The organism is Natrinema sp. LN54, assembly GCF_052439245.1.
Lineage (GTDB): Archaea > Halobacteriota > Halobacteria > Halobacteriales > Natrialbaceae > Natrinema > Natrinema versiforme_A.
This window is the reverse complement of sequence record NZ_JBQVRP010000002.1, coordinates 179136-199991: the sequence shown is the minus strand read 5'-3', so window position 1 is coordinate 199991 and position 20856 is coordinate 179136. Positions and strand designations below refer to the sequence as shown.

Annotated in this window: 24 protein-coding genes; 11 read left to right on the top strand and 13 right to left on the bottom strand. The window is 67.0% G+C overall.

Annotation, left to right across the window (positions count from 1 at the left end):
• Positions 1-206 precede the first annotated feature (206 nt).
• Entirely contained in the window at positions 207-1568 is a 1362-nt protein-coding gene (locus ACT4ML_RS06120; protein ID WP_444720067.1) for a GntP family permease, read from the top strand.
• Positions 1569-1646: 78 nt separating this feature from the next.
• Here ACT4ML_RS06120 and ACT4ML_RS06115 read toward each other — a convergent pair whose 3' ends face one another.
• Positions 1647-2999: a glycerate kinase type-2 family protein gene (locus ACT4ML_RS06115; RefSeq protein WP_444720602.1), complete on the bottom strand. Its 1353-nt coding sequence runs from the start codon at positions 2997-2999 to the stop codon at positions 1647-1649.
• 89 nt (positions 3000-3088) lie between these two features.
• Positions 3089-4783: a bifunctional phosphoribosylaminoimidazolecarboxamide formyltransferase/IMP cyclohydrolase gene (gene purH / locus ACT4ML_RS06110; protein WP_444720066.1), complete on the bottom strand. Its 1695-nt coding sequence runs from the start codon at positions 4781-4783 to the stop codon at positions 3089-3091.
• A gap of 176 nt (positions 4784-4959) precedes the next feature.
• Here purH and purB point away from each other — a divergent pair, with 176 nt between their 5' ends.
• From purB to ACT4ML_RS06090, 4 genes are all read left to right on the top strand, one after another.
• The gene (purB, locus tag ACT4ML_RS06105) at positions 4960-6345 is read left to right on the top strand and encodes an adenylosuccinate lyase (RefSeq protein ID WP_444720065.1); all 1386 of its coding nucleotides are present in this window, start codon (positions 4960-4962) and stop codon (positions 6343-6345) included.
• A gap of 132 nt (positions 6346-6477) precedes the next feature.
• Positions 6478-6900 carry an EamA family transporter gene (locus ACT4ML_RS06100; protein ID WP_444720064.1) on the top strand — a complete coding sequence of 141 codons (423 nt, stop codon included), beginning with the start codon at positions 6478-6480 and terminating at the stop codon, positions 6898-6900.
• Positions 6900-7316: an EamA family transporter gene (locus tag ACT4ML_RS06095; RefSeq protein ID WP_444720063.1), complete on the top strand. Its 417-nt coding sequence runs from the start codon at positions 6900-6902 to the stop codon at positions 7314-7316. Before ACT4ML_RS06100 ends, ACT4ML_RS06095 begins: the two co-directional genes overlap by 1 nt.
• 81 nt (positions 7317-7397) lie before the next feature.
• Positions 7398-7661, top strand: a complete 264-nt coding sequence (locus ACT4ML_RS06090; protein ID WP_444720062.1) for a hypothetical protein — start codon at positions 7398-7400, stop codon at positions 7659-7661.
• Between the two features lie 66 nt (positions 7662-7727).
• Here the strand turns inward: ACT4ML_RS06090 and ACT4ML_RS06085 are convergent, their stop codons facing one another.
• Genes ACT4ML_RS06085 through lysA form a run of 3 tightly spaced genes read right to left on the bottom strand, consistent with a single transcriptional unit; the run spans position 7728 to position 11162 of the window.
• Entirely contained in the window at positions 7728-8915 is a 1188-nt protein-coding gene (locus tag ACT4ML_RS06085) for a M20 family metallopeptidase (RefSeq protein WP_444720061.1), read from the bottom strand.
• A complete protein-coding gene (gene dapF / locus ACT4ML_RS06080; RefSeq protein ID WP_444720060.1) occupies positions 8912-9742 on the bottom strand; it encodes a diaminopimelate epimerase in 831 nt (276 codons plus the stop codon). Before dapF ends, ACT4ML_RS06085 begins: the two co-directional genes overlap by 4 nt.
• A 4-nt stretch (positions 9743-9746) precedes the next feature.
• Positions 9747-11162: a diaminopimelate decarboxylase gene (gene lysA / locus ACT4ML_RS06075; protein ID WP_444720059.1), complete on the bottom strand. Its 1416-nt coding sequence runs from the start codon at positions 11160-11162 to the stop codon at positions 9747-9749.
• Between the two features lie 146 nt (positions 11163-11308).
• Here lysA and ACT4ML_RS06070 point away from each other — a divergent pair, with 146 nt between their 5' ends.
• Positions 11309-12058 carry a hypothetical protein gene (locus ACT4ML_RS06070; RefSeq protein ID WP_444720058.1) on the top strand — a complete coding sequence of 250 codons (750 nt, stop codon included), beginning with the start codon at positions 11309-11311 and terminating at the stop codon, positions 12056-12058.
• 105 nt (positions 12059-12163) lie between these two features.
• Here ACT4ML_RS06070 and ACT4ML_RS06065 read toward each other — a convergent pair whose 3' ends face one another.
• The 5 genes from ACT4ML_RS06065 to dapA form a co-directional block, all read right to left on the bottom strand.
• On the bottom strand, positions 12164-12544 hold the full coding sequence (locus tag ACT4ML_RS06065) for a type II toxin-antitoxin system VapC family toxin (protein WP_444720057.1): 381 nt from the start codon (positions 12542-12544) through the stop codon (positions 12164-12166).
• A gap of 6 nt (positions 12545-12550) precedes the next feature.
• Positions 12551-12802 (bottom strand): AbrB/MazE/SpoVT family DNA-binding domain-containing protein, encoded by a 252-nt coding sequence (locus ACT4ML_RS06060; protein ID WP_444720056.1) that lies wholly within the window; start codon positions 12800-12802, stop codon positions 12551-12553.
• A gap of 154 nt (positions 12803-12956) precedes the next feature.
• A complete protein-coding gene (locus tag ACT4ML_RS06055; protein ID WP_444720055.1) occupies positions 12957-13793 on the bottom strand; it encodes a 2,3,4,5-tetrahydropyridine-2,6-dicarboxylate N-succinyltransferase in 837 nt (278 codons plus the stop codon).
• Positions 13790-14557, bottom strand: coding sequence for a 4-hydroxy-tetrahydrodipicolinate reductase (dapB, locus tag ACT4ML_RS06050; protein WP_444720054.1), 768 nt, complete (start codon positions 14555-14557; stop codon positions 13790-13792). Before dapB ends, ACT4ML_RS06055 begins: the two co-directional genes overlap by 4 nt.
• Complete coding sequence (gene dapA, locus ACT4ML_RS06045; RefSeq protein ID WP_444720053.1) at positions 14554-15480, bottom strand: 4-hydroxy-tetrahydrodipicolinate synthase; 927 nt, start codon at positions 15478-15480, stop codon at positions 14554-14556. Before dapA ends, dapB begins: the two co-directional genes overlap by 4 nt.
• A 351-nt stretch (positions 15481-15831) precedes the next feature.
• Between dapA and ACT4ML_RS06040 the strand changes: the two genes are divergently transcribed.
• On the top strand, positions 15832-16656 hold the full coding sequence (locus ACT4ML_RS06040) for a M48 family metallopeptidase (protein WP_444720052.1): 825 nt from the start codon (positions 15832-15834) through the stop codon (positions 16654-16656).
• 68 nt (positions 16657-16724) lie between these two features.
• The gene (locus ACT4ML_RS06035; RefSeq protein ID WP_444720051.1) at positions 16725-17222 is read left to right on the top strand and encodes a LabA-like NYN domain-containing protein; all 498 of its coding nucleotides are present in this window, start codon (positions 16725-16727) and stop codon (positions 17220-17222) included.
• A gap of 70 nt (positions 17223-17292) precedes the next feature.
• Here ACT4ML_RS06035 and ACT4ML_RS06030 read toward each other — a convergent pair whose 3' ends face one another.
• Positions 17293-17469, bottom strand: a complete 177-nt coding sequence (locus ACT4ML_RS06030) for a hypothetical protein (RefSeq protein ID WP_175416446.1) — start codon at positions 17467-17469, stop codon at positions 17293-17295.
• A 140-nt stretch (positions 17470-17609) separates the two neighbouring features.
• Here ACT4ML_RS06030 and ACT4ML_RS06025 point away from each other — a divergent pair, with 140 nt between their 5' ends.
• The gene (locus tag ACT4ML_RS06025) at positions 17610-18098 is read left to right on the top strand and encodes a PUA domain-containing protein (protein WP_444720050.1); all 489 of its coding nucleotides are present in this window, start codon (positions 17610-17612) and stop codon (positions 18096-18098) included.
• A gap of 42 nt (positions 18099-18140) precedes the next feature.
• On the opposite strand, the gene ACT4ML_RS06020 is transcribed toward ACT4ML_RS06025, so the two are convergent.
• Positions 18141-18779, bottom strand: a complete 639-nt coding sequence (locus ACT4ML_RS06020) for an HD domain-containing protein (RefSeq protein WP_444720049.1) — start codon at positions 18777-18779, stop codon at positions 18141-18143.
• 131 nt (positions 18780-18910) lie between these two features.
• On the opposite strand from ACT4ML_RS06020, the gene ACT4ML_RS06015 reads away from it, so the two are divergent.
• Together ACT4ML_RS06015 and ACT4ML_RS06010 are read left to right on the top strand one after the other, a co-directional pair.
• On the top strand, positions 18911-19300 hold the full coding sequence (locus ACT4ML_RS06015; protein WP_138246138.1) for a nascent polypeptide-associated complex protein: 390 nt from the start codon (positions 18911-18913) through the stop codon (positions 19298-19300).
• Complete coding sequence (locus ACT4ML_RS06010) at positions 19297-20088, top strand: methyltransferase domain-containing protein (RefSeq protein WP_444720048.1); 792 nt, start codon at positions 19297-19299, stop codon at positions 20086-20088. The genes ACT4ML_RS06015 and ACT4ML_RS06010 overlap by 4 nt, the downstream gene beginning before the upstream one ends.
• 389 nt (positions 20089-20477) lie before the next feature.
• On the opposite strand, the gene ACT4ML_RS06005 is transcribed toward ACT4ML_RS06010, so the two are convergent.
• On the bottom strand, positions 20478-20786 hold the full coding sequence (locus ACT4ML_RS06005; protein ID WP_444720047.1) for a transcription factor S: 309 nt from the start codon (positions 20784-20786) through the stop codon (positions 20478-20480).
• Positions 20787-20856: the final 70 nt, after the last annotated feature.

The window sequence follows — 20856 nt, the reverse complement described above, 5'->3', positions numbered from 1 at the left end:
CGCGCTCGTGTTGCTGTTCCTCTCACGACGACCGGTGATCCGCTACGGCTCGCAATTGAATCGACAGACAGACCGTGTGGAATTTCGACCGGCATATTCTATACGTCCGATATCAGGCTATATCTAGGCTCTACACCTACTTTGAATACCACGACGAGCTGGCGGATCGGTACATTCATCATATTTCATGAACGGGAACCGACCACATGCTCGATGGATTCGCACTGATACTGTTGCTCGCCGCGGCGGTGGCCTTTATCATCATCGCCACGGCGAAGTTGGATCTGCACGCGTTTCTCGCACTGTTGCTCGCCGCCTACCTGACCGGTCTCGCGGCGGGGATCGATCCCGCGGAGGTTGCCTCGCTCGTAACCGACGGGTTCGGCGGCATCCTCGGCTACATCGGGATCGTCATCATCGCCGGGACGATCATCGGCACCTGCCTCGAGCGGTCGGGTGCCGCGATCGTCATCGCGGAGACGATCCTCGACTACGTCGGCGAGGAGTACACGACCCAAGTGATGGCGATCACGGGGAGCGTCGTCTCCATTCCGGTGTTCTGTGACTCCGGGTTCGTCATCCTCTCCGGACTGAACCGATCGCTCGCCCAGCGGTCCGGGCTCTCGCTGTCGACGCTCGGTGTGGCGCTCGCGGGCGGGCTCTACGTCACCCACGTCTTCGTTCCGCCGACGCCCGGCCCGATCGCGGCCGCGGGAATCATCGGCGCCGACATCGGCCTCGTCATGCTCGCCGGCCTCGTCGTCAGCGCGCCGATCGTCTTCGTCGCCGCGACGTGGGCCGACAGAGTCGCCTCGAACTACCACATCGATCCGGACCCGGAGATGACGATCGACGAGATCAAAGCCGAGTACGGGACGATGCCCTCGCGGGCGGCGTCGTTCGCGCCGCTGCTCGTCCCCATCGCGCTCATCGCACTCGGCTCGATCGCCGCCTACCCCGAGGCCGAGAATCCGGAACTCATCACCGGCACGCTCCAGCGCTGGCTGCTCTTTATCGGCGATCCCGCCGTCGCGCTGATCATCGGCGCGTTCATCGCCTTCGCGATCGTGCCCGACTTCACCAGCGACGTGACCGACGACTGGGTCTCCGACGGGATCACGAACGCCGCCGTCATCCTCGCGGTGACCGGTGCCGGCGGCGCGTTCGGTGAAGTCCTCTCCGCGCTGCCCCTCGAGGGCTTCATCACCGACACGCTGGGCGGCCTCGGCATCGGCCTCTTCGCCGCCTTCGTCGTCGCCGCGGCGATGAAGACTGCGCTCGGTTCCTCGACGGTCGCGATCCTGACCACGGCGAGCCTCGTCGCGCCGCTGCTGGGCTCGCTCGGACTGAACACCGAAATCGGGCAGGTGTTCACCGTCCTCGCGATCGGTGCCGGGAGCATGACCGTCAGCCACGCCAACGACTCCTACTTCTGGATCATCACGGAGTTCTCCGACATGGAGACCCAGACGGCCTATCAGGCCTGGACGCTCGCGACGCTGGTGCTCGGCGTCTCGAGCATCCTCTGGATCGTCGTCCTCCGAAACGTCGCGGGACTGGTCTTCTGAGAACGGCTCCCGTTCGCGGCTGATTCGGGAGTCGGACACCCGTTCTCGACCCCCGTCTCGTCTCTGATGGAGCGGCCGCTACGACCGGACGACCAGCACCCGCAGATCGTTCAGGTTCGTTCCGGTCGGCCCCGTCAGGACGAGGGCGTCACGAGCCTCGAGATACGGGTACACGTCGTTTTCCTCGAGCGCCGCACGCGCCGTTTCGGGATCCTCGACGGTCGCCCCGTCGACCAACGCGCCGGCCGCGTCGGTCGCCCCGTCGATGCCGTCCGTGTCGACCGCAGCGACGGCGATGTCGCCGCCGTCTCCCGTAGCGGCCTCGCCGCCGGCCTCGAGTTCGAGCGCCGCGCTCGTCGCGAACTCCTGATTCGGCCCGCCGGTCCCGTCGCCCCGGACCGTCACCGTCGTCTCGCCGCCGGAGAGGACCACGGCCGGCGGCTCGATCGGCGTCCCCGTCGCCCGAATTTCCTCCGCGATGGCGACCTGCATCGTGGCCGCGTCGCGGGCCTCGCCGCGGACGCGCGAGGAGAGCACGAGCGGTTCGTAGCCCCGCTCGGCCGCCGCATCGCTGGCTGCCTCGAGCACGGTCATCCCGTCGGCGACGACGTGATTCGAGACGCGCTCGAACGCCGGATCGTCGGGCCCCGGCGTCTCGCCGACCTCGCCGGCCGCGCCGCGCTCGAGGTGTGCCGTGACGGCGGCAGGCGCGTCGATCTCGTACCGCTCGAGGACCGCGAGCGCCTCCGCGAACGTCGACGCGTCGGGCGCGACGGGGCCGCTCGCGATCACGCTCAGGTCGTTGCCGACGACGTCGCTCAAAATCAGCGAGACGACGGTTGCGGGGGCGGCGCGGCCGGCCAGTCGACCGCCCTTCAGTTCCGAGAGGTGCTTCCGGACTGCGTTGATCTCACTGATATCGGCCCCGCTCGCGAGCAGCGCGTCGGTCGTCGACTGGAGGGCGGCGAGCGACACGTCTCCCGCGGGGGCGGGCATGACGGCGCTGCCGCCGCCGGTGATCGCCGCCAGCACGAGCGTCTCCTCGCCGGCCGCGTCCGCCGCCTCGAGCACCGCTCGCGTCCCCTCGACGCCGCGCTCGCTCGGCACCGGATGGTCGCCCTCGCGGACCGTCACGCGCTCCGTTTCGACGGGGTCGTCCGTGACGACGACGCCGCCGTCGATCCGGTCGCCCAGAACGGTCTCGAGCGCGACGGCGACGTGTGCCGCAGCGTTTCCGCCGCCGAGGACGACGATCTCGTCGTACTCGCCGAGGTCGTACATCGCGTCGGCGATCCGAAGGGTGTCGCCCTCGAGCGCGACGGCGTCGCGGACGACGGTTCGGGGATGGCCCGCTTCGATCCCGGCTTCGATACACGCGAGCGCGACCTCGCGGGCCTCGCTCGAGGCGAGTCGGTCGCGGTCCTCGATCATCGTCGACTCCTTCATGCACGACCGGTCCGTCGCGACCGGCTAAAACTAGGGGATTTGGAACGCGGTTCGGTACGACGGAGTACCAGCGTTCAGTCGTGTCGGAAACTCCGCTGCCCCGTGAACGCCATCGCCATGCCGTGCTCGTCGGCGGCCTCGATCACGTCTTCGTCGTTGACCGAGCCGCCGGGCTGGATCACCGCCTCGATGCCCGCCTCGGCGGCCTCCTCGATGCCGTCCGGGAACGGGAAGAAGGCGTCCGAGGCCATGACCGCGCCCTCGGCGTCTTTCCCCTCGGCGTGCTCGTCGGCCTTCATCGCGGCCAGTCGGACCGCGTCGACGCGGGAGACCTGTCCCATGCCGATGCCGACCGTCTCCGTGCCGTCCGCGAAGAGGATGCCGTTCGATTTGACGTGTTTGAGCGTCTGCCACGCGAAGACCATCGTCTCGAGTTCGTCCTCCGTGGGCTCGCGCTCGGTGACGACCTCGAGGTCGTCAGCCGAAATCGACTGCAGGTCGCGCTCTTGGACGAGTCGACCACCGACCAGCGGTTTCTCGGTGAAGCGCTCGGTGCGTTCGCCCAGTTCACCCACGTCGAGCACGCGCAGGTTGTCCTTCTCGAAGAGCACCTCGAGGGCGTCGTCGGTGTAGCCGGGCGCGACGACGACTTCCTTGAACGAGTCGATGATCTGCTCGGCGGTCTCGGCGTCGCACTCGCGGTTGAGCGCGACGATGCCGCCGAAGGCGCTCATCGCGTCCGTCGAGAGGGCCTTCTCGTAGGCCTCGGCCAGCGAGTCGGCGGTCGCACAGCCCGCCGGGTTGGTGTGTTTGATGACCGCCGCCGCGGGCTCGTCGAACTCCTTGATCAGGTTGAGCGCGCCGTCGGCGTCGTTGTAGTTGTTGTAGGACAGCGCCTTCGCGCCCTCGTTGAGTTGGTCGGCGTGGACGACGCTCGCCTCGTCCGTCGTGTAGTCGGTGTAGACCGCGGCGTCCTGATGGGGATTTTCGCCGTACCGGAGGGTGTCCGCGCGGTCGTCCGAAACGAGTCTGCGCGCCGGCAGGCCGTCGTGGTCCTCGTCGCCGACCGTCGCCACGTCGCTTTCGACGGTGACCTCACCGGTCTTGCGGGTCGCTTCGCTCCCCGCGCGACTATCCGAGGCGCTTCGCGCCTCGCTCGCCTCGAGGTCGATATCGACCGCGCCCTCGGCGAACCACTTCACGGCGCGCGGGTACGCGCGGAACTCGCACTCGTAGAGGACCCGCTCTTTGAGGGCGTCCTCGTCGTCGCCCTCGTAGACCGGAATCGGCTCCTGCGTGACGATCGGCCCGGCGTCGACGTCCGCGTCGACGACGTCGCCGTTCTCGTCGGTCGCGTCCGTGACGACGTGGACCGTACAGCCGGTGACCGAGACGCCCGCCTCGAGCGCGTCGCCCCACGCGTCCATGCCGGGGAACGACGGCAGCAGGGCGGGGTGGACGTTCAGCGTGATGGGTGCCTCGTCGAGGAACGTGTCGGAGAGGATCCGCATGTAGCCGTCCAGACAGACGAGGTCGAACTCGTAGTCTGAGAGGGCCTCGAGGACCGCCTCCTCGTGCTCGCTGCGGCTCATCCCGTCCTCGAGCGGGACGACTTCGGTCGGAATCCCGCGCTCGGCCGCGGCCTCGAGCACCGGCGCGTCCGCGTCGGTCGTCAGGACGACGGCGAACTCGGCTCCGCCCGGTTCGCGGTCGGCGATGTTCAACAGGTTGCGCCCTCGGTTGCCGGCCATCCCGGCGATTCGCGTCATGGTTGGACGCCCGCCCGCGAGCGGCAAAGTGGTTGCGGTCTCGGAAGGGTATGTATGCACGTTCGTGTATCATTCCGACAGTATTCTCTCGTCTGTCGAGAGAGGTATGCACGCACGTGGCCTCGAGCGCTCCGGGTTTCGATACGCTTTTGCACCGCGCTGGACAGACTCGCACCATGACCGAGACCGACGCTCTGTACGCCGTCTCGCCGCTGGACGGCCGGTACGACGGCCGGACCGCGCCGCTGTCGCCGTACGCGAGCGAGGCCGCGCTCATGCGCGCCCGCGTTCGCGTCGAAGTCGAATACCTGATCGCGCTCGCCGATTGCGAGGCGACGCCGCTCGAGATGGACCTCGAGGAGCGCACCCACCTCCGCGGGCTGTACGAACACTTCGCCGAGGAGGACGCCCGGCTGATCAAGAAACTCGAGACGGAGGGCCACGCCGACTTCGAGGCGACGAACCACGACGTCAAAGCGGTCGAGTACTTCGTCCGCCACCGGCTGGACGAGGACAGCGACGCCTCGCCGTGGATCCACTTCGGGCTGACGAGCGAGGACGTGAACAACCTCGCCCACCGGCTGCTCGTCCGCGACGCGGTCGACGAGGTCCTGCTGCCCGAACTGTACGGCGTACGGGACACCCTCGCCGACATGGCGCGCGACTACCGCGACCTCCCGATGCTCGCCCGCACCCACGGCCAACCCGCAACCCCAACGACCTTCGGCAAGGAGATGGCCGTCTACGCCGCGCGGCTGGGCCGGGCCACCGGTCGCATTCGGCAGGCGACCGACGAACTCAGCGGCAAGCTCGGCGGCGCGTCGGGCACCTACGCGGCCCACGTCGCCGCCTACCCCGATGTCGACTGGCAGACGTTCGCGCGGGACTTCGTCACGGATCTGGGCCTCGAGTTCGAACAGCTCACGACGCAGGTCAACCCCTGTGACGACCTCGCGGCGCTGTTCGACGCGTTCCGCGGGGCCAACACCGTCCTGCTCGATCTCGATCTGGACGTGTGGCTCTACGTCTCCGACCGCTACCTCGGACAGGAGGCCGTCGAGGGCGAGACCGGCTCCTCGACGATGCCCCACAAGGTCAACCCGATCGACTTCGAGAACAGCGAGGGCAACCTCTCGAAGGCGAACTCGGACCTGACCTTCCTCGCGGACTACGTCACCACCTCCCGGCTCCAGCGGGACCTCTCGGACTCGACGGTCAAGCGCAACATCGGCGGCGCCTTCGCCCACTGCCTGATCGCCTACGGCAAGACCGCTGCGGGACTCTCGAAGGTCGTCCCCAACGAACAAGTCATGCGCGACGACCTCGAGGACACCCCCGAGATCATCGGCGAGGCCGTCCAGACGATCCTCCGCCGCGAGGGACAGGCGGACGCCTACGAGCGCGTCAAGGCCGTCACCCGCGGGAAGGACGTCACCCTCGCGGACTTCCGCGAGATGTTCGACGATCTCGACATCGACGAGGATGTCCGCGAGGAACTCCACGCATTGACGCCAGCGGGCTACACCGGCGTCGCGAGCGAGCTGGTCGACGACCTCGAGTAAGTCACGGCCGACCGTTCCGGTTGTCGCCTACGCAACTGGTCTCGCCAATCCACGTCCGATTTCCGGGACCCTGCTCCCGGCTCTCGATTCCGAGACCGTGACTGTATTAATCGGCCTGCGCCGAGAGTCGGTATGGAGTATCTCGTGTGGGTGCTCGTCGCCCTCGTGGCCTACGGACTGATGGCACCACTGACGAGCGTCGTGACATCGGACGTGCCGCCCGCGGTCGCGCTCTTCCTCTCGACCACGATCTTCCTCGGGCTGACGACGGTCGTGCTCGTCGCGACGGAGACCGGCAGCCTCGCCGACGTGACGACCCCGTCTGCTGGCATCGTCTACGTCGCCGGCCTGTTCCTCTCCTCGGGCATTCTCGCCTACTATCAGGCACTCGAGCGAGGACCGGTGAGCGTCGTCGTGCCGATCTACGGCCTCTTTATCGTCGGGAGTTCGATCATGGGAATCCTCTTTCTCGGCGAGGAATTGACCGCGACTCGCGGTGCCGGCATCGTCGTCGCAGCGATCGCGATCTACCTCGCCGCCGGGGGTGAGCAGTGATGCGGCGCTATCTGGGCCTGTCGCTGGTCGCCTGTCTGACCTACAGTCTGGTCGCGCCGCTGATCTCGGTCGCGATGACCGATCTCCCCAGCACGCTGGCGGTCTTCCTCTCGAACGCCGTCATGTTCGTGACGATCGGCCTCGTGATCGCCTATCGCGGCCTCTCGGTGCGGCCGTATCTCAGCCATCCCCGCACGCCCTACATCGGCGCGATGGGCGTGCTGTTGACCATCGGCCTGCTGACCTACTACCGGGCGCTCGAGCTCGGTCCGGTGAGCATCGTCGTGCCGATCTACGGCCTCTTCATCGTCATCAGTTCGCTGGCCGGCATCGTGGCCTTCGACGAAACCGTAACCCCCCGCAAGATCGCCGCGATCCTGTTGAGCGTGCTGGCGATCGTCCTCATGTCGATTTGATCGGCCGTCGTTCGTCGCTCTCAGTCCCCGAACTGGTTAGCGAACCGAAAGGATATTGTCCGACCGAGCCGATGTCGAGTCGTGCGACCCGCTCTCCGCTATCACGCGTCGATGGCCGTCACCGGCAGCGTTCTCGGGCTCACGGGCCTCTCCACCCTCGTCTCGGGAAACGTGACCATTCCAGCCGCCGGGTTGTCGATCGGCGGAATCGGGATGGTCCTCAGCGCGATCTACGAGCGGTACGTTTCGGACGATCCGGCCGTTCCCGATGGCCGAGTGATCCATCTCATGACACTCGGCGCAGTCCTCGCGCTCCTCGGCGGAGTCATCTCTCTCGTGACGTAGCGGCCAGCCTGTCGACAGGCTCGAACGATCGCTCGCTCGAGCGTCGACCAATTGTTCCGAACGGCGTTACCCGACCAGTTCCGCGAGCGTCGCCTCGAGCGCCCGAGCGGCGTCGTGGACGGCGTCGACCCGCACGTACTCCCGCGGCGCGTGCGCGACGGCCCCTTCGTCGTCGGCGAGCACGCCGGGCCCGAAGACGACCGTCGGAGCGTCGGCCGCGAAGTAGGAGGCCTCGGTCGCCGCCATAAAGGGACGGATCTCGCCGCCACTGGCGGCCGCGAGCGTCTGGGCGACTCGCGCGTCGGGATCGGTGTCCCACGCCTCGAGGAACGGCGTCGGCCGGTCGGTAAAGCGGAACTCGAGGCCTACGTCCTCGGGGAGTGCGGCTCGCAGGTGTGCGGTCAGTGCCTCGTGGAACTCGTCTGCCGTTTCCGGTGGGACACTGCGGCGGTCGACCGTCAGCGCGCAGTCGGCCGGCACCTGATTGGTCGCCTCGCCGCCCTCGACGACGGTCGGGGTGAGCGTCGCCGCGCCGAGTTGCGGGTGGGTCGGCGGCGCGTCCGCGCGCTCGCCGAAGGTCCGGATCGCCCCGAGGACGGGCTCGAGGGCGGCGACGGCGTTCGTTCCGGTTTCGGGTTCGGCGGCGTGGGCGTTGGCACCGGAGAGGTGAATCGTTCCCTGAAACCGCCCCTTTGCGGCCGTACAGACGTCCAGATCGGTGGGTTCGCCGACGATCACCGCGTCCGCGTCGCGCGTGGGCGAGTCGTCGCCGGAGACCAGCGCGTAGGCACCCGTCGAGAGCACCTCTTCGTCGGGGGTGATCGCGATCGTGACCCGGCTGTCGGTCGGTTCGACCGCGAAAAAGGCCGAGAGCAGAGCCGTGAGCGGACCCTTGGCATCACAGGAGCCGCGGCCGCGGATGACGCCGCCGTCGGCACCGGCGTCGTCGACAGCAGTTGCATCGTTACCAGCGTCGTCGCGCTCGTAGGGGACGTGCGGCGAGACGGTGTCGATGTGCGTGTTCAACACGACGTGGGTCTCGGCGTCGCTCGCCGGAACCCCCCGGCTCGCCAGCACGTTCCCGGCGTCGTCGACGCGGGGCTCGACGCCGCGGGCCTCGAGCGTCTCGCAGAGGAACTCCCGCATCGGACCGACATCCTCGTGGGACGGCCGCTGGACGGCAGTCTCGAGGAACGCGATGGGGTCGAACGTGCCGTCGCCTCCGGCTCCGCCGGCGGAATCGGTGTCCGTCACGGCTCGACCGGTGACTCGACGGCTACCTCGCCGTCGAACTCGTGTTCGACGGGGCCGGCGAGGGTGGGGCGGCCGCGCTCGTTGAAGCTGATCCGGAGATCGCCGCCCGGCGGATGGACGTCGACCGGGTCGGCGTCGGTGAGGCCGAGGCGGCGGGCCGCGACGGCGATGGCGACCGCGCCGGTGCCACAGGAGTCGGTTTCGCCCTCGACGCCGCGCTCGTAGGTGCGCTGGCGGAAGCCGCCGTTCCCGTCGGGGCTGGCCACGCAGACGTTCGTTCCCTTCGGGAAGACGTCGGCGTAGCGTACCGGCGGGGCTATCTCCTCGAGGTCGACGGCGTCGACGTCGTCGACGAAGCTCACCGCGTGGGGGACACCGGTGTTGACCATCGAGACCTCGAGCCCTTCGATCTCCTCGTTCAGGACGGGTTCGGCGGCGTCGACGGGGATCTCGTCGGGGTCGAACGTGAGGTCGGTCATTTCGATGACGACGTCCTCGCCGTCGCATTCGGCGCGCAGGGTGCCCGCCTGCGTATCGATCATCACGCTGTCGGTGCCGGTGCGGTCCATCGCCCACTCGGCGGCACAGCGGGCGCCGTTGCCGCACATGGGTGCCGTCGCGCCGTCGGGCTGGAACAGCGTCATCACGACGCGTGGCGGATCGAATTTGTCCTCGAGGGCGAGAAAGAGGACCCCGTCGGCACCGACGCCGTCGGTCCGGTCGCACTCGCGTTCGGCGAGTGCCCCCCGGTCGGGGACGTGTTCGTCCGCGTGGATGATGAGAAAGTCGTTGCCGGTGCCGTGGTACTTCTGGAATGGGACAGTCATCGTGCTATCGTTCGTCGTTGTCGGTGTCGCTCGCTCGGCCGTGGTCGTTCTTTCGGTCTGCGTTCGAGGCCCGCCGCGCCTCGCGTTCCGGCCGCGTCACGTCGTCGACCGTCTCGCGGTGGCGAGCGAGTCGAGCGTCGCCGTCCGCGAGGACGACGGACGCGGGCCGGGGTCGGGAGTTGTACTGGTTCGCCATCTCGTAGCCGTAGGCCCCCGCGTTGCCGATCGCGAGGTGATCCCCGCGTTTGCTTACCGGTAGTTCGCGGTCCGTACAGAAAACGTCGCCGCTCTCGCAGATCGGGCCGGCGACGGTCTGGGGAGCCGTCTCGCGGCCGTCGGCAGCGCGCTCGGTGCGATCGCTCGAGGCGGGCGCGTCGGCGGTCAGGTTCCGAATCGGGTGATAGGCGTCGTACATCGCGGGCCGGATCAGCGTCGTCATCCCCGCGTCGACGCCGGCGACGGTCGTCTCGCGGGCGTCCTTGACGGTGTTGACTTCGGTCAGCAGCACGCCCGCGTCCGCGACGAAGTAGCGACCCGGCTCGATCGTCAGTTCGGCGTCGATCTCGCCGAGCGCGTCGCGCGTCGCATCGGCGACCGACTCGAGGTCCAGCGGGTCCTCGTCCTCGCGGTACGGAACGCCGAAGCCGCCGCCGACGTCGACGAACTCGAGGCCGTCGACAGCCTCGCTCGCCTCACGGGTCGTTTCGCTCCCCGTTCGGCCATCCGAGGCGCGTAGCGCCTCGTTCACCTCCCGAGCGAGATCCCCCATCCGCGCGACGAACTCCCGGTGGGCGTCGAGTTGGTCGCTCGAGACGCCGGAGCCGACGTGGGCGTGGATCCCGACGACGTCGAAGCCGCGGTCGGCGGCGTCGGTAAGCACGTCGACGGCGCGCTCGGCCGGGACGCCGAACTTCGCGGCAGCGCCCGTCCGCACTTTCTCGTGGTGGCCGGCGCCGATCCCCGGATTCACCCGCAGACAGAGCCGACCGTCGTAGCCGCGGTCCTCGAGGCGGTCGATCGTATCCTCGGAGCCAGCGGTGACCGTCAGGTCCGGGTGCTCGTCCCACGTATCGACGATCCAATCGAGGTCGCGAGCGGGCGGGTTGACCGCCGTGTAGTGAATTTCGGCCCCGGACGCGCCCGCCTCGAGCGCCCGCTGTACTTCCCCGGCTGAGGCACACTCGAGGCCCGCACCTGCCTCGCGAAGCGTCGAGAGCACGTCGCCCAGCGCGTTCGCCTTCACTGCGTAGAGGATGTCGGCGTCGGGGAACGCGGCCTCGAGCCGCCGGTAATTCTGTCGGACGCGCTCGAGGTCGAGGACGTATAGCGGCGAGCCGTACTCCTCAGTGAGCGCCAGTAGTTCGGCCGCGTCCCAGTCGGAGAGGCGGCGAACGGGCAACGAATCCGCAGCGTCAGTCATTGTCATGTCCACGCGACCGTGAGAATTCAAGGTTTGGATTCCGGGCTACCGTCTCACTCCGCGGTCCGACGGTCCAACCGGATATCATACGCCGACCCATGGTTGGATAATAAATATTATCTCGCTGCTCTCGGGACATTCGCTCGATGCCCTCCTCGTTCCGTCGCGATGTCGGTCTCGCCCTCCTCGCGCTCGGGTTGCTCGCTGCGCCGCTGTGGGCGCTCCCGTTGCACTTGGACGATCCGACCTATCGGTACGAGGGGACGGCGGTGACAGCCGGCAACGGCAGCATCGACTATGCCGACAGCGACATGGTCTCGCACGAAACGCCGCTTCGCGACGAGATCGCCTGTACGGACGGGTTACCCTGGGAGGTCCGACCGTGTGCGTTCGAGCGATTACTGCTCGAGAATCGGACCGTCCCGACGGATATCCAATACGGCAGTGTCGGTCGCGTACGGCCGCCGGTCGACGACCGCTACCAGTACGTCCTCCTCAACGGGAGCGTCTACGAGACGACCTACATCGCGAACGAGTCGGTCCAGCGGCACGGCGACTACCGCATCGATCTGGCCCTCGAGCGGACGACCCTCGAGCAGGTGCTACAGGACGTGAGTCGCCCCGTGACGGCCGCAGAGGTGTCGCCGACCGTCGCCGAAGCCGCACGGAGCGGCGACGCCCGGTCCCACCGTGAGGTCGAGAGTGCCGATACGCTGCTCCGACTCGAGGACGGGACGTTTCAGTACGTTACGCTGACCGAGGAGAGCGAACCGCCTCTGTCGGCACGCAATCTCGACTTCCTGTTGACGTATTTCGCGCCGCTGCTCGGGATTTCGCTGCTCGGCTATCTCTCTCGGCGCGTCGAGGTGACCTACGTCGGGGACGAGCGCCAGTAGTTCGGCCACGTCCCAGTCGAAGAGGCGGTGAACGGTCGACAAAGCCGCGGCGTCAGCCAGTAGCGTATGCAAGTACCAGGAGAATTCGAGCGTTTGGCTTCTCCGCTACGTCGATTCCGTTTCTTCGATCGCGATCCGATCGGCCGCCACCTCGCCGATCGATTTGTCCGACGAAGCGATCGGGTCCTCGTCCGCGTAGGCGACGTGGTACGCATCGAACGCAGTGAGTCCCGACTGTTCCATGTAGTCCGCCGCCTGAAACAGGACGGCTTCGTCTTCGGGGACCGACGCGATCTCGAGCGCGTACGTGAGTGCTTCCATTCGATCGAACTCGAACCGATCGGAGATCACGAGCAGTTCGAGTAGCGTCGCGCGTGACGTGTAGATCTCTCCCTCGTTCTCGAGTGCGATCTCAACCGCCCGATCCTGCAGCCAGTCGTCGTTTTTCACCAGTGCGATGAAGAAGTCGGTGTCGGCGTAGATCATCGGATCCTACTCGCTCGTGTCGTCCGTCGCGTCTTCTCGAGCGGCCTCACGCGCCTCTCGTTTGATCTCGTCGATCGACCTGCCGTCGAAAGCGTCACCGACGGCGTCTCGAAGCCCCTCGATCGGATCGTCTTGCAGCGGGATCAGTTCGACACGATCGTCGAGTTCGACGACGCGGTACCGGTCGCCGTGTCGCTCACGGATCTCGTGGGGAATAACGATTCGACCCCTGTCGTCGGCCTCTGCCCGTTTGCTCATTACCGTTCTCTATCGGGGGAACAGTGAAAAATCCTCCCACTGTCCGTATCCCCTTCCCCACCAATCTTCGATCGTATACGGACCCGCGGCTACGTCGGCCACTATCGAGCGGTGTGTCACACTGTCGTCGTGAGAAAGCCGTTCGAAAGGGCAGCTATTCGCGCAGCGCGTCTTCGCGTTCGGTCGCCTCGAGCGTCTCCGTCTCCAGATCCGTCGCGACGACGGCGGGCTTGTAGGCCCCGCCGTCGAAGAGGTCGTGGTCGCTGATCGAGGACTCGACGAACCGCGTGAACGCGCGGCGATCGGCCGGCAGTTCGCCGTAGAGGACTTCCTCCTCGACGAGGTCGTAGACCGGAATTCGGGGGGTGAGTAGGGTATTCTCGCCAACGACGCTGTTCTCGCCGACGACGAAGCCGCTCGTCACGCGACAGCCCGCGCCCAGCGAGACGTTGTCCTCGACGATGACCGGCGCGTTCTCGACGGGCTCTAAGACGCCGCCGATGAGCGTGTTCGCGCCGAGTTTGACGTTGTCGCCGATCTGTGCACAGGAGCCCACCGTATCGCAGGAGTCGACGAGGGTACCGTCGCCGACCCGAGCGCCGATGTTGACGAACGCGGGACTCATCAGGATGCAGTCCGAGCCGATGTTCGCGCCGCGGCGGACGACCGTACCGTCCGGCGTATTGCGGCTCCCGCGGTCGCCGTACGCGCTCGAGTCCGCGAGCGGGAGCACGTCGTTGTACGTCGTGCCGCCGTGGTCGTACTGCTGGATGTCGCGGAGCCCGAAGTTCAGCAGGATGCCCTGCTTGACCCACTCGTTTGCCTCCCACTCGCCGCCCTGTTTCTCGGCGGCGCGGACCTCGCCCGCCTCGAGCGCGTCGAGGAAGGCCTCGAGCGTCGCGTATTCGTCTTCGCCGGCGGTCTCGGCGCTGATGTCGCCGTTCTGTTTGCGGTCCCACAGCTCGCCGATTTCGGTTTCGAGTGCGCTCATTCGCTGATCACGTCCGCGAAGTCGTACCACCCTGCCTTTTGTCCAGCGATCCAGACCGCCGCGTCGACCGCCCCCGCGGCGAAGACGCCGCGGTCCTCCGCGCGGTGGGTGAGCCGAACCTCCTCGTGGTTGCCCGCGATGACGATCTCGTGTTCGCCAGTGACGTCGCCCGCTCGCAGCGCGTGGACGCCGATCTCGCCCGCCTCGCGGGGGGCCTCGCCCTCGCGGCCGTGCGTGCGCTCGGAGAACTCCCCGTTGGCTTCGATCTCCTCGAGCAGGCGATTCGCGGTGCCGCTCGGGGCGTCGCGTTTGCCGTTGTGGTGGGTCTCGACGAGTTCCACGTCGTAGCCGGGTAAGTTCCGGACCGCGTCGCCGACGACGTTGACCAGCGCCTGCACGCCGCGCGCGAAGTTCGGTGCGTGGAGCACGGCGACGTCCTCGCTGGCGTCCTCGAGCGCCTCGTACTGGTCGTCGTCGAACCCGGTCGTCCCGGTGACGAACGCGACGCCGGCGGCGGCACAGACCCGCGCGTAGTCGTCGGCCGACTCGGGGCCGGTGAAGTCGATCACGGCGGTCGGCTCGCGGTCGGCGACCAGCGACTCGAACTCGGCCGCGGGCTCGATGTCGACGCCCTCGACGGTCTCGCCGTCCGGGTCGCGGTTGACGGCGAAGACGACCTCGCAGTCCTCGCGGCCCGTCGCGGCGCTCAGAACCTCGCGACCCATGCGACCGGTCGCGCCGGTGACGCCGAGCCGGACCGTCATCGGTCGCCCTCCGCCGCGTCGGCGACCTCGGTCGTGTCGCGCTCGAGGTCGGCGAGTACCGCCTCGAGGTCGTCGCGGTACTCCTCGGCCAGCCGGGAGAGCGGCGGGCGCATGCGAGCGGGGCCGTAGCCGCGGATCTGCATGGCCTCCTTGACCGGAATCGGGTTGGTCTCGACGAAGAGCCCGCGGAACAGCGGCCCGAGTTCGTGGTGGAGGCTCCGCGCGCGCTCGTAGTCGCCGTCGAGCGCCGCGCCGACCATCGCGCAGGTTCGCTCGGGTTCGATGTTCGCGGCGACGCTGATCGTCCCGGTGCCGCCGACGGAGATGGTCGGCAGGGTGAGCGCGTCGTCGCCCGAGAGGACCGCGAAGTCCTCGTCGGTCGTGCACTCGGCGATCTCGCCGATCTGGCCGAGGTCGCCGCTCGCGGCCTTGAAGCCAGCAATATTGTCGTGGCTCGCGAGTTCGACAACGGTGTCGGGTTCGATGTTGCGGCCCGTCCGCGAGGGGACGTTGTAGACGATCTGGGGCAGGTCGACCGCGTCCGCGATCGTCCGGTAGTGTTCGATCAGTCCGCGCTGTTCGGGCTTGTTGTAGTACGGCGAGATGAGCAACAGGCCGTCGGCGCCCGCTTCGGCGGCGCGTTCGGAGAGCTCGAGCGCCTCGCGCGTGTTGTTCGATCCGGTGCCCGCGATGACCGGCACGTCGTCGACGGCCTCGATGACGGCCTCGACGACGCGCACGTGTTCGTCGTGGGTCAAGGTTGCCGATTCGCCGGTCGAGCCGACGGGAACGAGCCCGTCGACGCCCGCGGCCTCGAGGCGCTGGGCATCGGCCTGCAGTGTTTCGAAATCGATCCGCTCGTCCTCGTCGAAGGGCGTACACATCGCCGGGAAGACGCCCGAAAGGTCGATTGCTGAACTCATGTGTTGTGTGGTGTCGGTGGGTCGTGTCTCGGCCGCCGATCGGGAGGGTGTATCGGTTCCGATCGGCGGGGTGTCAGTGGTGGTCGGTGGTGTCCGTGCGCGGTCGAAACGTCCCCGGGACGGGGTGCCAACCCGCCGCGAGCACACTCACGCGCGTTTACGTTTGATAAAACGAGGGCAGACGCCGCTCGCGACGGGACCGCCGGTTGAGGGAGCGACGTGGCGCATATACGCTCAACGGTGTTGATCCGACTTATTCGTTGTGTCTTTGACCGGACCGATCGCCGTGTTATTCGATATCTCACATACAATTCCGCGTAATTTATCCCCGAGCGTTACTTACCAACAGCTATGACAGATTTCGGACTGAAAGTGCGAATGGCGATCGTCGGCTCGATCCTGTTCGCGTTCTACATGCTCGTCGGCGGGTTCGGGCTGCTCTGGCTCGGCTCCGGTGCGTGGCCGCTCGTTCTGGTCGGCCTTCTCATCTTGCCGGCCATCCAGTACAAGATCGGGACGTGGTCGGCGACCAGAAAGGCCGAACCGATGCCCGAAGACGGACAGTATCAGGAGATCCATCAGATGACCGACTCGCTGTGCCGAGATATGGGCATCAAAAAGCCCAAACTGATGGTCATGGATATGGGCGTCCCCAACGCCTTCGCGACCGGTCGAAAGGGCAAGGGCGTCGTCGTCGTCTCGACGGAACTCATCCGACTCCTCCAGCGGGACGAACTCGAGGGCGTGATCGCCCACGAACTCGCACACATCAAGAACCGGGACGTCCTCGCGATGGTCTTCGGGAGTTCCATCTCGATGATGGTCGGATGGGTCGCCTATATGGTCTACATGATGGGCGGCGAGCGCAACATCGGCAGCATCTTCGTCGGCATGATCATCTCGAACATCGCACAGATGCTCGTCATGATCTTCGTACTGGCCATCTCGCGGTACCGCGAGTACGTCGCCGACGAGGACGCCCGCCAGTACATCGGCAGCGGCGACCCGCTCGCCCGCGCACTCGAGAAGATTTCGCAGGGCTCGCAGGGACGCGAGCCGCAGGTCCAAGACAGCGTGAACGCGCTGTGTATCTTCAACTCCGACAAGAGTCTGCTCTCGAAGCTGTTCGCGACCCACCCGCCGACGGAAAAGCGCATTCAGAAGCTCCGAAGCTGAGAGCGACCGACGGTCGACGCGACGGCCGAACGCCGCGATTTTTATGCTGGCCCGCGACAGCCTAACACGTGACTGAGATTCATCCCGGTCAGCGCGTCGCCGTTCTCGTCGACGCCCAGAACCTGTATCATACGGCACAGAGCCTCCACAGTCGGAATATCGACTATTCCGCGCTGCTCGAGAAGGCGGTCCAAGACCGCCAGCTCACGCGCGCCATCGCGTACGTCATCCGCGCGGATTCGCCCGAGGAGGAGAGTTTCTTCGAGGCGTTGACCGACATCGGCTTCGAGCCGAAGATCAAGGACATCAAGACCTTCTCCGACGGCACGAAGAAGGCCGACTGGGACGTCGGGATGAGCCTCGACGCGGTGACCCTGGCGAACCACGTCGACACGGTCGTCCTCTGTACGGGCGACGGCGACTTCTCGCGGCTCTGCTCGCACCTGCGCCACGAGGGCGTCCGCGTCGAAGTGATGGCCTTCGAGTCCTCGACGGCCGAAGAGTTGATCGCCGCGTCCGATTCGTTCCTCGACCTCGGCGACCGACACGAGACGTTCCTGCTCTGAACTCGCCGCGGCGTCGAGTCGGACGACTCTCGGCCGGACTGGTCTCGAGAACGGGACGACAAATGCGGGGTCAGTTCGGCTGTCGGCACTGCCAGAGACCGACCAACAGCGCGTACCCCGAGACGAGCAAGATTGCGCCGGTCAAGAGATAGACGAACGGCCCCGTGACGAGCGTGGCCGGACCGGCGAGCGTCAGGGTGCCGATAACGAGCAGGGCGACCCCGAGGCCGATTTGCGTGACGTCCATGCTGGCGGTAGTACCGAATCGACTATTATAATATTCACCATTTCGTTCAGGTCGGATTCTCGACTGCAAGGGCCCACGGCACGTGGCCGGCACGCGGACAGGTCGAAGGGCTTTCGACCCGCCCCGTCGAATCCCGGCCAATGAGCGAGCCAGCAGACGGGAGCGCGGGCCTGCCCCAGCTCCGGACGATCGCGGACTACCAGTTCGGTGCGGGCGCGGGCGCGGCGCTGTTCCCGTCCGACGAGTCGCTGACGGTCAAACGCACCTCCTCGGGACGCCCCCAACAGGTCCACGCCGACGGGAGCCGTATCGTCTCCTTCGGTATCGACGGCCGGTTCACCCTCGGCCTCGAGGGCGGTCGCCGACTCGAGGCGGCCCTCGCCGAGCCCGCCTACCGCGTCGTGGTCGACGACGAGAGCGAACCGTTCGTCCGCGACGAGAAGAACGTCTTCACGAAGTTCGTCCTCGAGGTGGGCGAGGAGATCCGGCCGGGCGACGAGGTGCTGGTCGTCCACGAACGCGGCGAGTTGCTCGCGGTCGGAACGGCGCGACTCGACGCCGGCGCGATTCGGGACTTCGAGACGGGGATGGCAGTGAGCGTTCGCGAGGGCGCGCCCGCGGGCGACTGACAGAACGGTCGAAAGGCGGTCAGCAAGCGGTCGGTTCGTCGGCTACAACTGACATTCGCGACCGAGTTCCCGTTCGTAGCGCGCCTTGATCTCCTCGAACAGCCGTTCGCCGATCGCCGTTCGGAACCGCAGCGCGGCCGTCGCGAAGAACTCGTCGAGGTTCTCGTACTGCGAGAAGGCGTCGTTCGGCTCCGTTTCGTCGTAGCGGTCCCCGCGCTCGTATTTGAGCGCCTGCAGGCAGTTATCGAGCAGGTCCATGTCCTTGACGAACCGCGCGGTTGGCGTCTCGCGAGCCTCGTACTCCTCCCAGAGGGATTCGAGGTCGAGATCGCGGTCCCGATCTCCGTTCCCGCCTTCGAACGGAGCGAAGAGGTCGGTGACGGCCGCCCGCTCGAGGGCCGCCTTTTCCTCGCCGGACATCCGTTGGTCGCCGTCGTCCGCTCGAGTCGCGATGTCGCCCGTGCGCGCTTCACCGAGGTCGTGGACGAGCGCCATCGACACCGCTCGGTCGCGGTCGACGTTCTCCTCGACCCGATCGGCGTACAGCAGACACAGCGTCGCCGTCCCCCACGTGTGGGCCGCGACCGATTCCGGCGACTCGATCCCGCGGAGCACCCACCCCGTCCGGCGTTCGTCTTTTAGCTCCAGTGCCTCGAGCAGAGCGTCGATCTCGTCGGTCATTACGTCCCATCACGGGCCAGCGCCGATTGAAAACGTCGATCGTCGGGTACCCCGTCGGATTCGGGTGTCGGAGACCGCGCCGCTCCCGCTGAACAACAAAGTAAAAGGTCGCCCGTGGCGACGTGGCGAGTATGTTTGGAGGAGGCGGCGGCGGACTCAATCCGCGCAAGATGGAACAGATGATGGAGCAGATGGGCATCGACGTCGAGGACATCGACGCCGAGGAAGTCATCATTCGGACCGACGAGTTCGACCTCGTGTTCGACGACGCCGAGGTCACCAAGATGGACGCCCGCGGGCAGGAGACCTATCAGGTCATCGGCTCGCCCGAAGAGGTCGAGGCCGGCTCCGCCGGCGGAAGCGCTGGTGGTGCCGACGCCGGTAGCGATGCCGGCCCGTCGATCCCCGACGACGACGTCGAACTCGTCGCCACGCGAGCCGGCGTCAGCGAGGACGAGGCCCGCGAGGCACTCGAGGACAACGACGGCGACCTCGCCGCGGCGATCGAGACCCTCGAGTGACCCGCGTGAGCGGCTCAGACGGTACGGACGAAGACGCGTCCGATGCCGACAGCGACGGCGTGCCGGTCCTGCTCGTCCGCGGCGACCGCGAGTACCTCGTCCAACCCGGCGGCGAACAGGGGACCGACCTCGGCGTCCTCGAGGTCCCCGAGGATGTCGAGTCGGGCGACACCCTCGAGACGCATCTGGGCGACGAGTTTCAGGTACGCCGACTGCGCGGCCCGGATCTCTTTCATCACTTCGAACGGACGGGCGCACCGATGGTGCCCCGCGACATCGGCCTCGTAATCGGCGAGACGGGAATCGCTCGCGGCGACCGCGTCCTCGACGCCGGCACCGGAACGGGCGTGCTCGCGGCGATGATGGCACGGGCCGGCGCGTCGGTCGTGACCTACGAACAGGACGCCGACTTCGCCGACGTCGCCCGCGAGAACATGGCACTCGGCGGCGTCGAGGACGATGTCGACGTTCGAACCGGTGACGTGACCGAGGAAATCGACGCCCTCGAGTCCTCGTCGTTCGACGTGCTCACCCTCGATACGGCCGACGCGCCCGCGATGGTCGAGCACGCACCCGACCTGCTCGTCGACGGCGGCTTCGTCGCAGTCTACAGCCCGTTCATCGAGTCGACTCGAGAAGTCGCGGAGACGGCCCGCGAGGTGGGCTTGTCGGACGTGACGACTCGAGAGACGATCCAACGCGAGATGCAGTTCGACGAGCGCGGCTCGCGGCCGACGACTGCGCCCGTCGGTCACACCGGCTATCTGACGATCGCGCGCAACGAATAGGACGACTCTCTTCGATCGAGGCGTTGTTGCGCTCACGGAGACGCACCTCGACCCAGTCGTGCCGATTCAGTAATCCCTCGAGTGAGCCGTGGCCGGGAGCGGGCTCCGAGCATCGCGAGGAGCCCGCGACTCGGGGGAGGGCAGGCGGTTCACCGAGACTCACCGCGAGCGAGGCCAGAGGCCGAGCGAGCGGGCCGACGACTGACCCAGAAGCCGCGCGTTGCGCGGCTGGCGGGGAAGGAAGAGTGCTTTTGATCGAAACTGAGCGGGATCTTCGATCCCGCGAGGTCCAAAAGAGCGCGAAGCGCTCTTTTGAAGATTTTGCCGAGGGACATCGCGAGCGAGGCGCTGAGCGCCTCGCTCGCGATAGACCGCAGCGCAAAATTTCGCTAGTTGTCGTCCTCGCGCCACTTGTGCTCGCACTCGGTACAGATGAAGAAGCGCGTCTCGGACTCGTCGGCCGCGCGAATCTGTTGCATGTACCAGTGGGCGCGGTCGTTGCCACACTTGGGACAGCGGGCGTCGGTTTCGGGCAGCGAGGTCTCGCCGGAGGACTCGATGACCTCGCCGATCTCTTGGTCGTCGGTGATGACGTACTGGTCGGCGTCACCTTTCGGTTCCGTGTACCCGCAGCTACCGCACTCCCAGATCCCGTCCTCGGCTTTCATCATCGAACCGCATTCGTCGCAGAATTCCATCGTTGTCCGGGCTACGGGGGTCGAGCGACTTAAGGGACCCGTTTAGGATCGTTGACCGGTCGCGCTCCGA

Bases quoted from the DNA above. Each gene is read 5' to 3' on its own strand.
- ACT4ML_RS06015 (WP_138246138.1), top strand. From the start codon at position 18,911: ATGTTTGGAGGAGGCGGCGGCGGACTCAATCCGCGCAAGATGGAACAG.
- ACT4ML_RS06030 (WP_175416446.1), bottom strand. From the start codon at position 17,469: ATGGACGTCACGCAAATCGGCCTCGGGGTCGCCCTGCTCGTTATCGGC.
- lysA (WP_444720059.1), bottom strand. From the start codon at position 11,162: ATGACTGACGCTGCGGATTCGTTGCCCGTTCGCCGCCTCTCCGACTGG.
- ACT4ML_RS06095 (WP_444720063.1), top strand. From the start codon at position 6,900: ATGCGGCGCTATCTGGGCCTGTCGCTGGTCGCCTGTCTGACCTACAGT.
- ACT4ML_RS06055 (WP_444720055.1), bottom strand. From the start codon at position 13,793: ATGAGCGCACTCGAAACCGAAATCGGCGAGCTGTGGGACCGCAAACAG.
- ACT4ML_RS06070 (WP_444720058.1), top strand. From the start codon at position 11,309: ATGCCCTCCTCGTTCCGTCGCGATGTCGGTCTCGCCCTCCTCGCGCTC.
- ACT4ML_RS06115 (WP_444720602.1), bottom strand. From the start codon at position 2,999: ATGATCGAGGACCGCGACCGACTCGCCTCGAGCGAGGCCCGCGAGGTC.
- ACT4ML_RS06005 (WP_444720047.1), bottom strand. From the start codon at position 20,786: ATGGAATTCTGCGACGAATGCGGTTCGATGATGAAAGCCGAGGACGGG.
- ACT4ML_RS06120 (WP_444720067.1), top strand. From the start codon at position 207: ATGCTCGATGGATTCGCACTGATACTGTTGCTCGCCGCGGCGGTGGCC.
- ACT4ML_RS06065 (WP_444720057.1), bottom strand. From the start codon at position 12,544: ATGATCTACGCCGACACCGACTTCTTCATCGCACTGGTGAAAAACGAC.
- dapA (WP_444720053.1), bottom strand. From the start codon at position 15,480: ATGAGTTCAGCAATCGACCTTTCGGGCGTCTTCCCGGCGATGTGTACG.
- ACT4ML_RS06100 (WP_444720064.1), top strand. From the start codon at position 6,478: ATGGAGTATCTCGTGTGGGTGCTCGTCGCCCTCGTGGCCTACGGACTG.
- ACT4ML_RS06020 (WP_444720049.1), bottom strand. From the start codon at position 18,779: ATGACCGACGAGATCGACGCTCTGCTCGAGGCACTGGAGCTAAAAGAC.
- purB (WP_444720065.1), top strand. From the start codon at position 4,960: ATGACCGAGACCGACGCTCTGTACGCCGTCTCGCCGCTGGACGGCCGG.
- dapB (WP_444720054.1), bottom strand. From the start codon at position 14,557: ATGACGGTCCGGCTCGGCGTCACCGGCGCGACCGGTCGCATGGGTCGC.
- ACT4ML_RS06060 (WP_444720056.1), bottom strand. From the start codon at position 12,802: ATGAGCAAACGGGCAGAGGCCGACGACAGGGGTCGAATCGTTATTCCC.
- dapF (WP_444720060.1), bottom strand. From the start codon at position 9,742: ATGACTGTCCCATTCCAGAAGTACCACGGCACCGGCAACGACTTTCTC.
- ACT4ML_RS06025 (WP_444720050.1), top strand. From the start codon at position 17,610: ATGAGCGAGCCAGCAGACGGGAGCGCGGGCCTGCCCCAGCTCCGGACG.
- ACT4ML_RS06040 (WP_444720052.1), top strand. From the start codon at position 15,832: ATGACAGATTTCGGACTGAAAGTGCGAATGGCGATCGTCGGCTCGATC.
- purH (WP_444720066.1), bottom strand. From the start codon at position 4,783: ATGACGCGAATCGCCGGGATGGCCGGCAACCGAGGGCGCAACCTGTTG.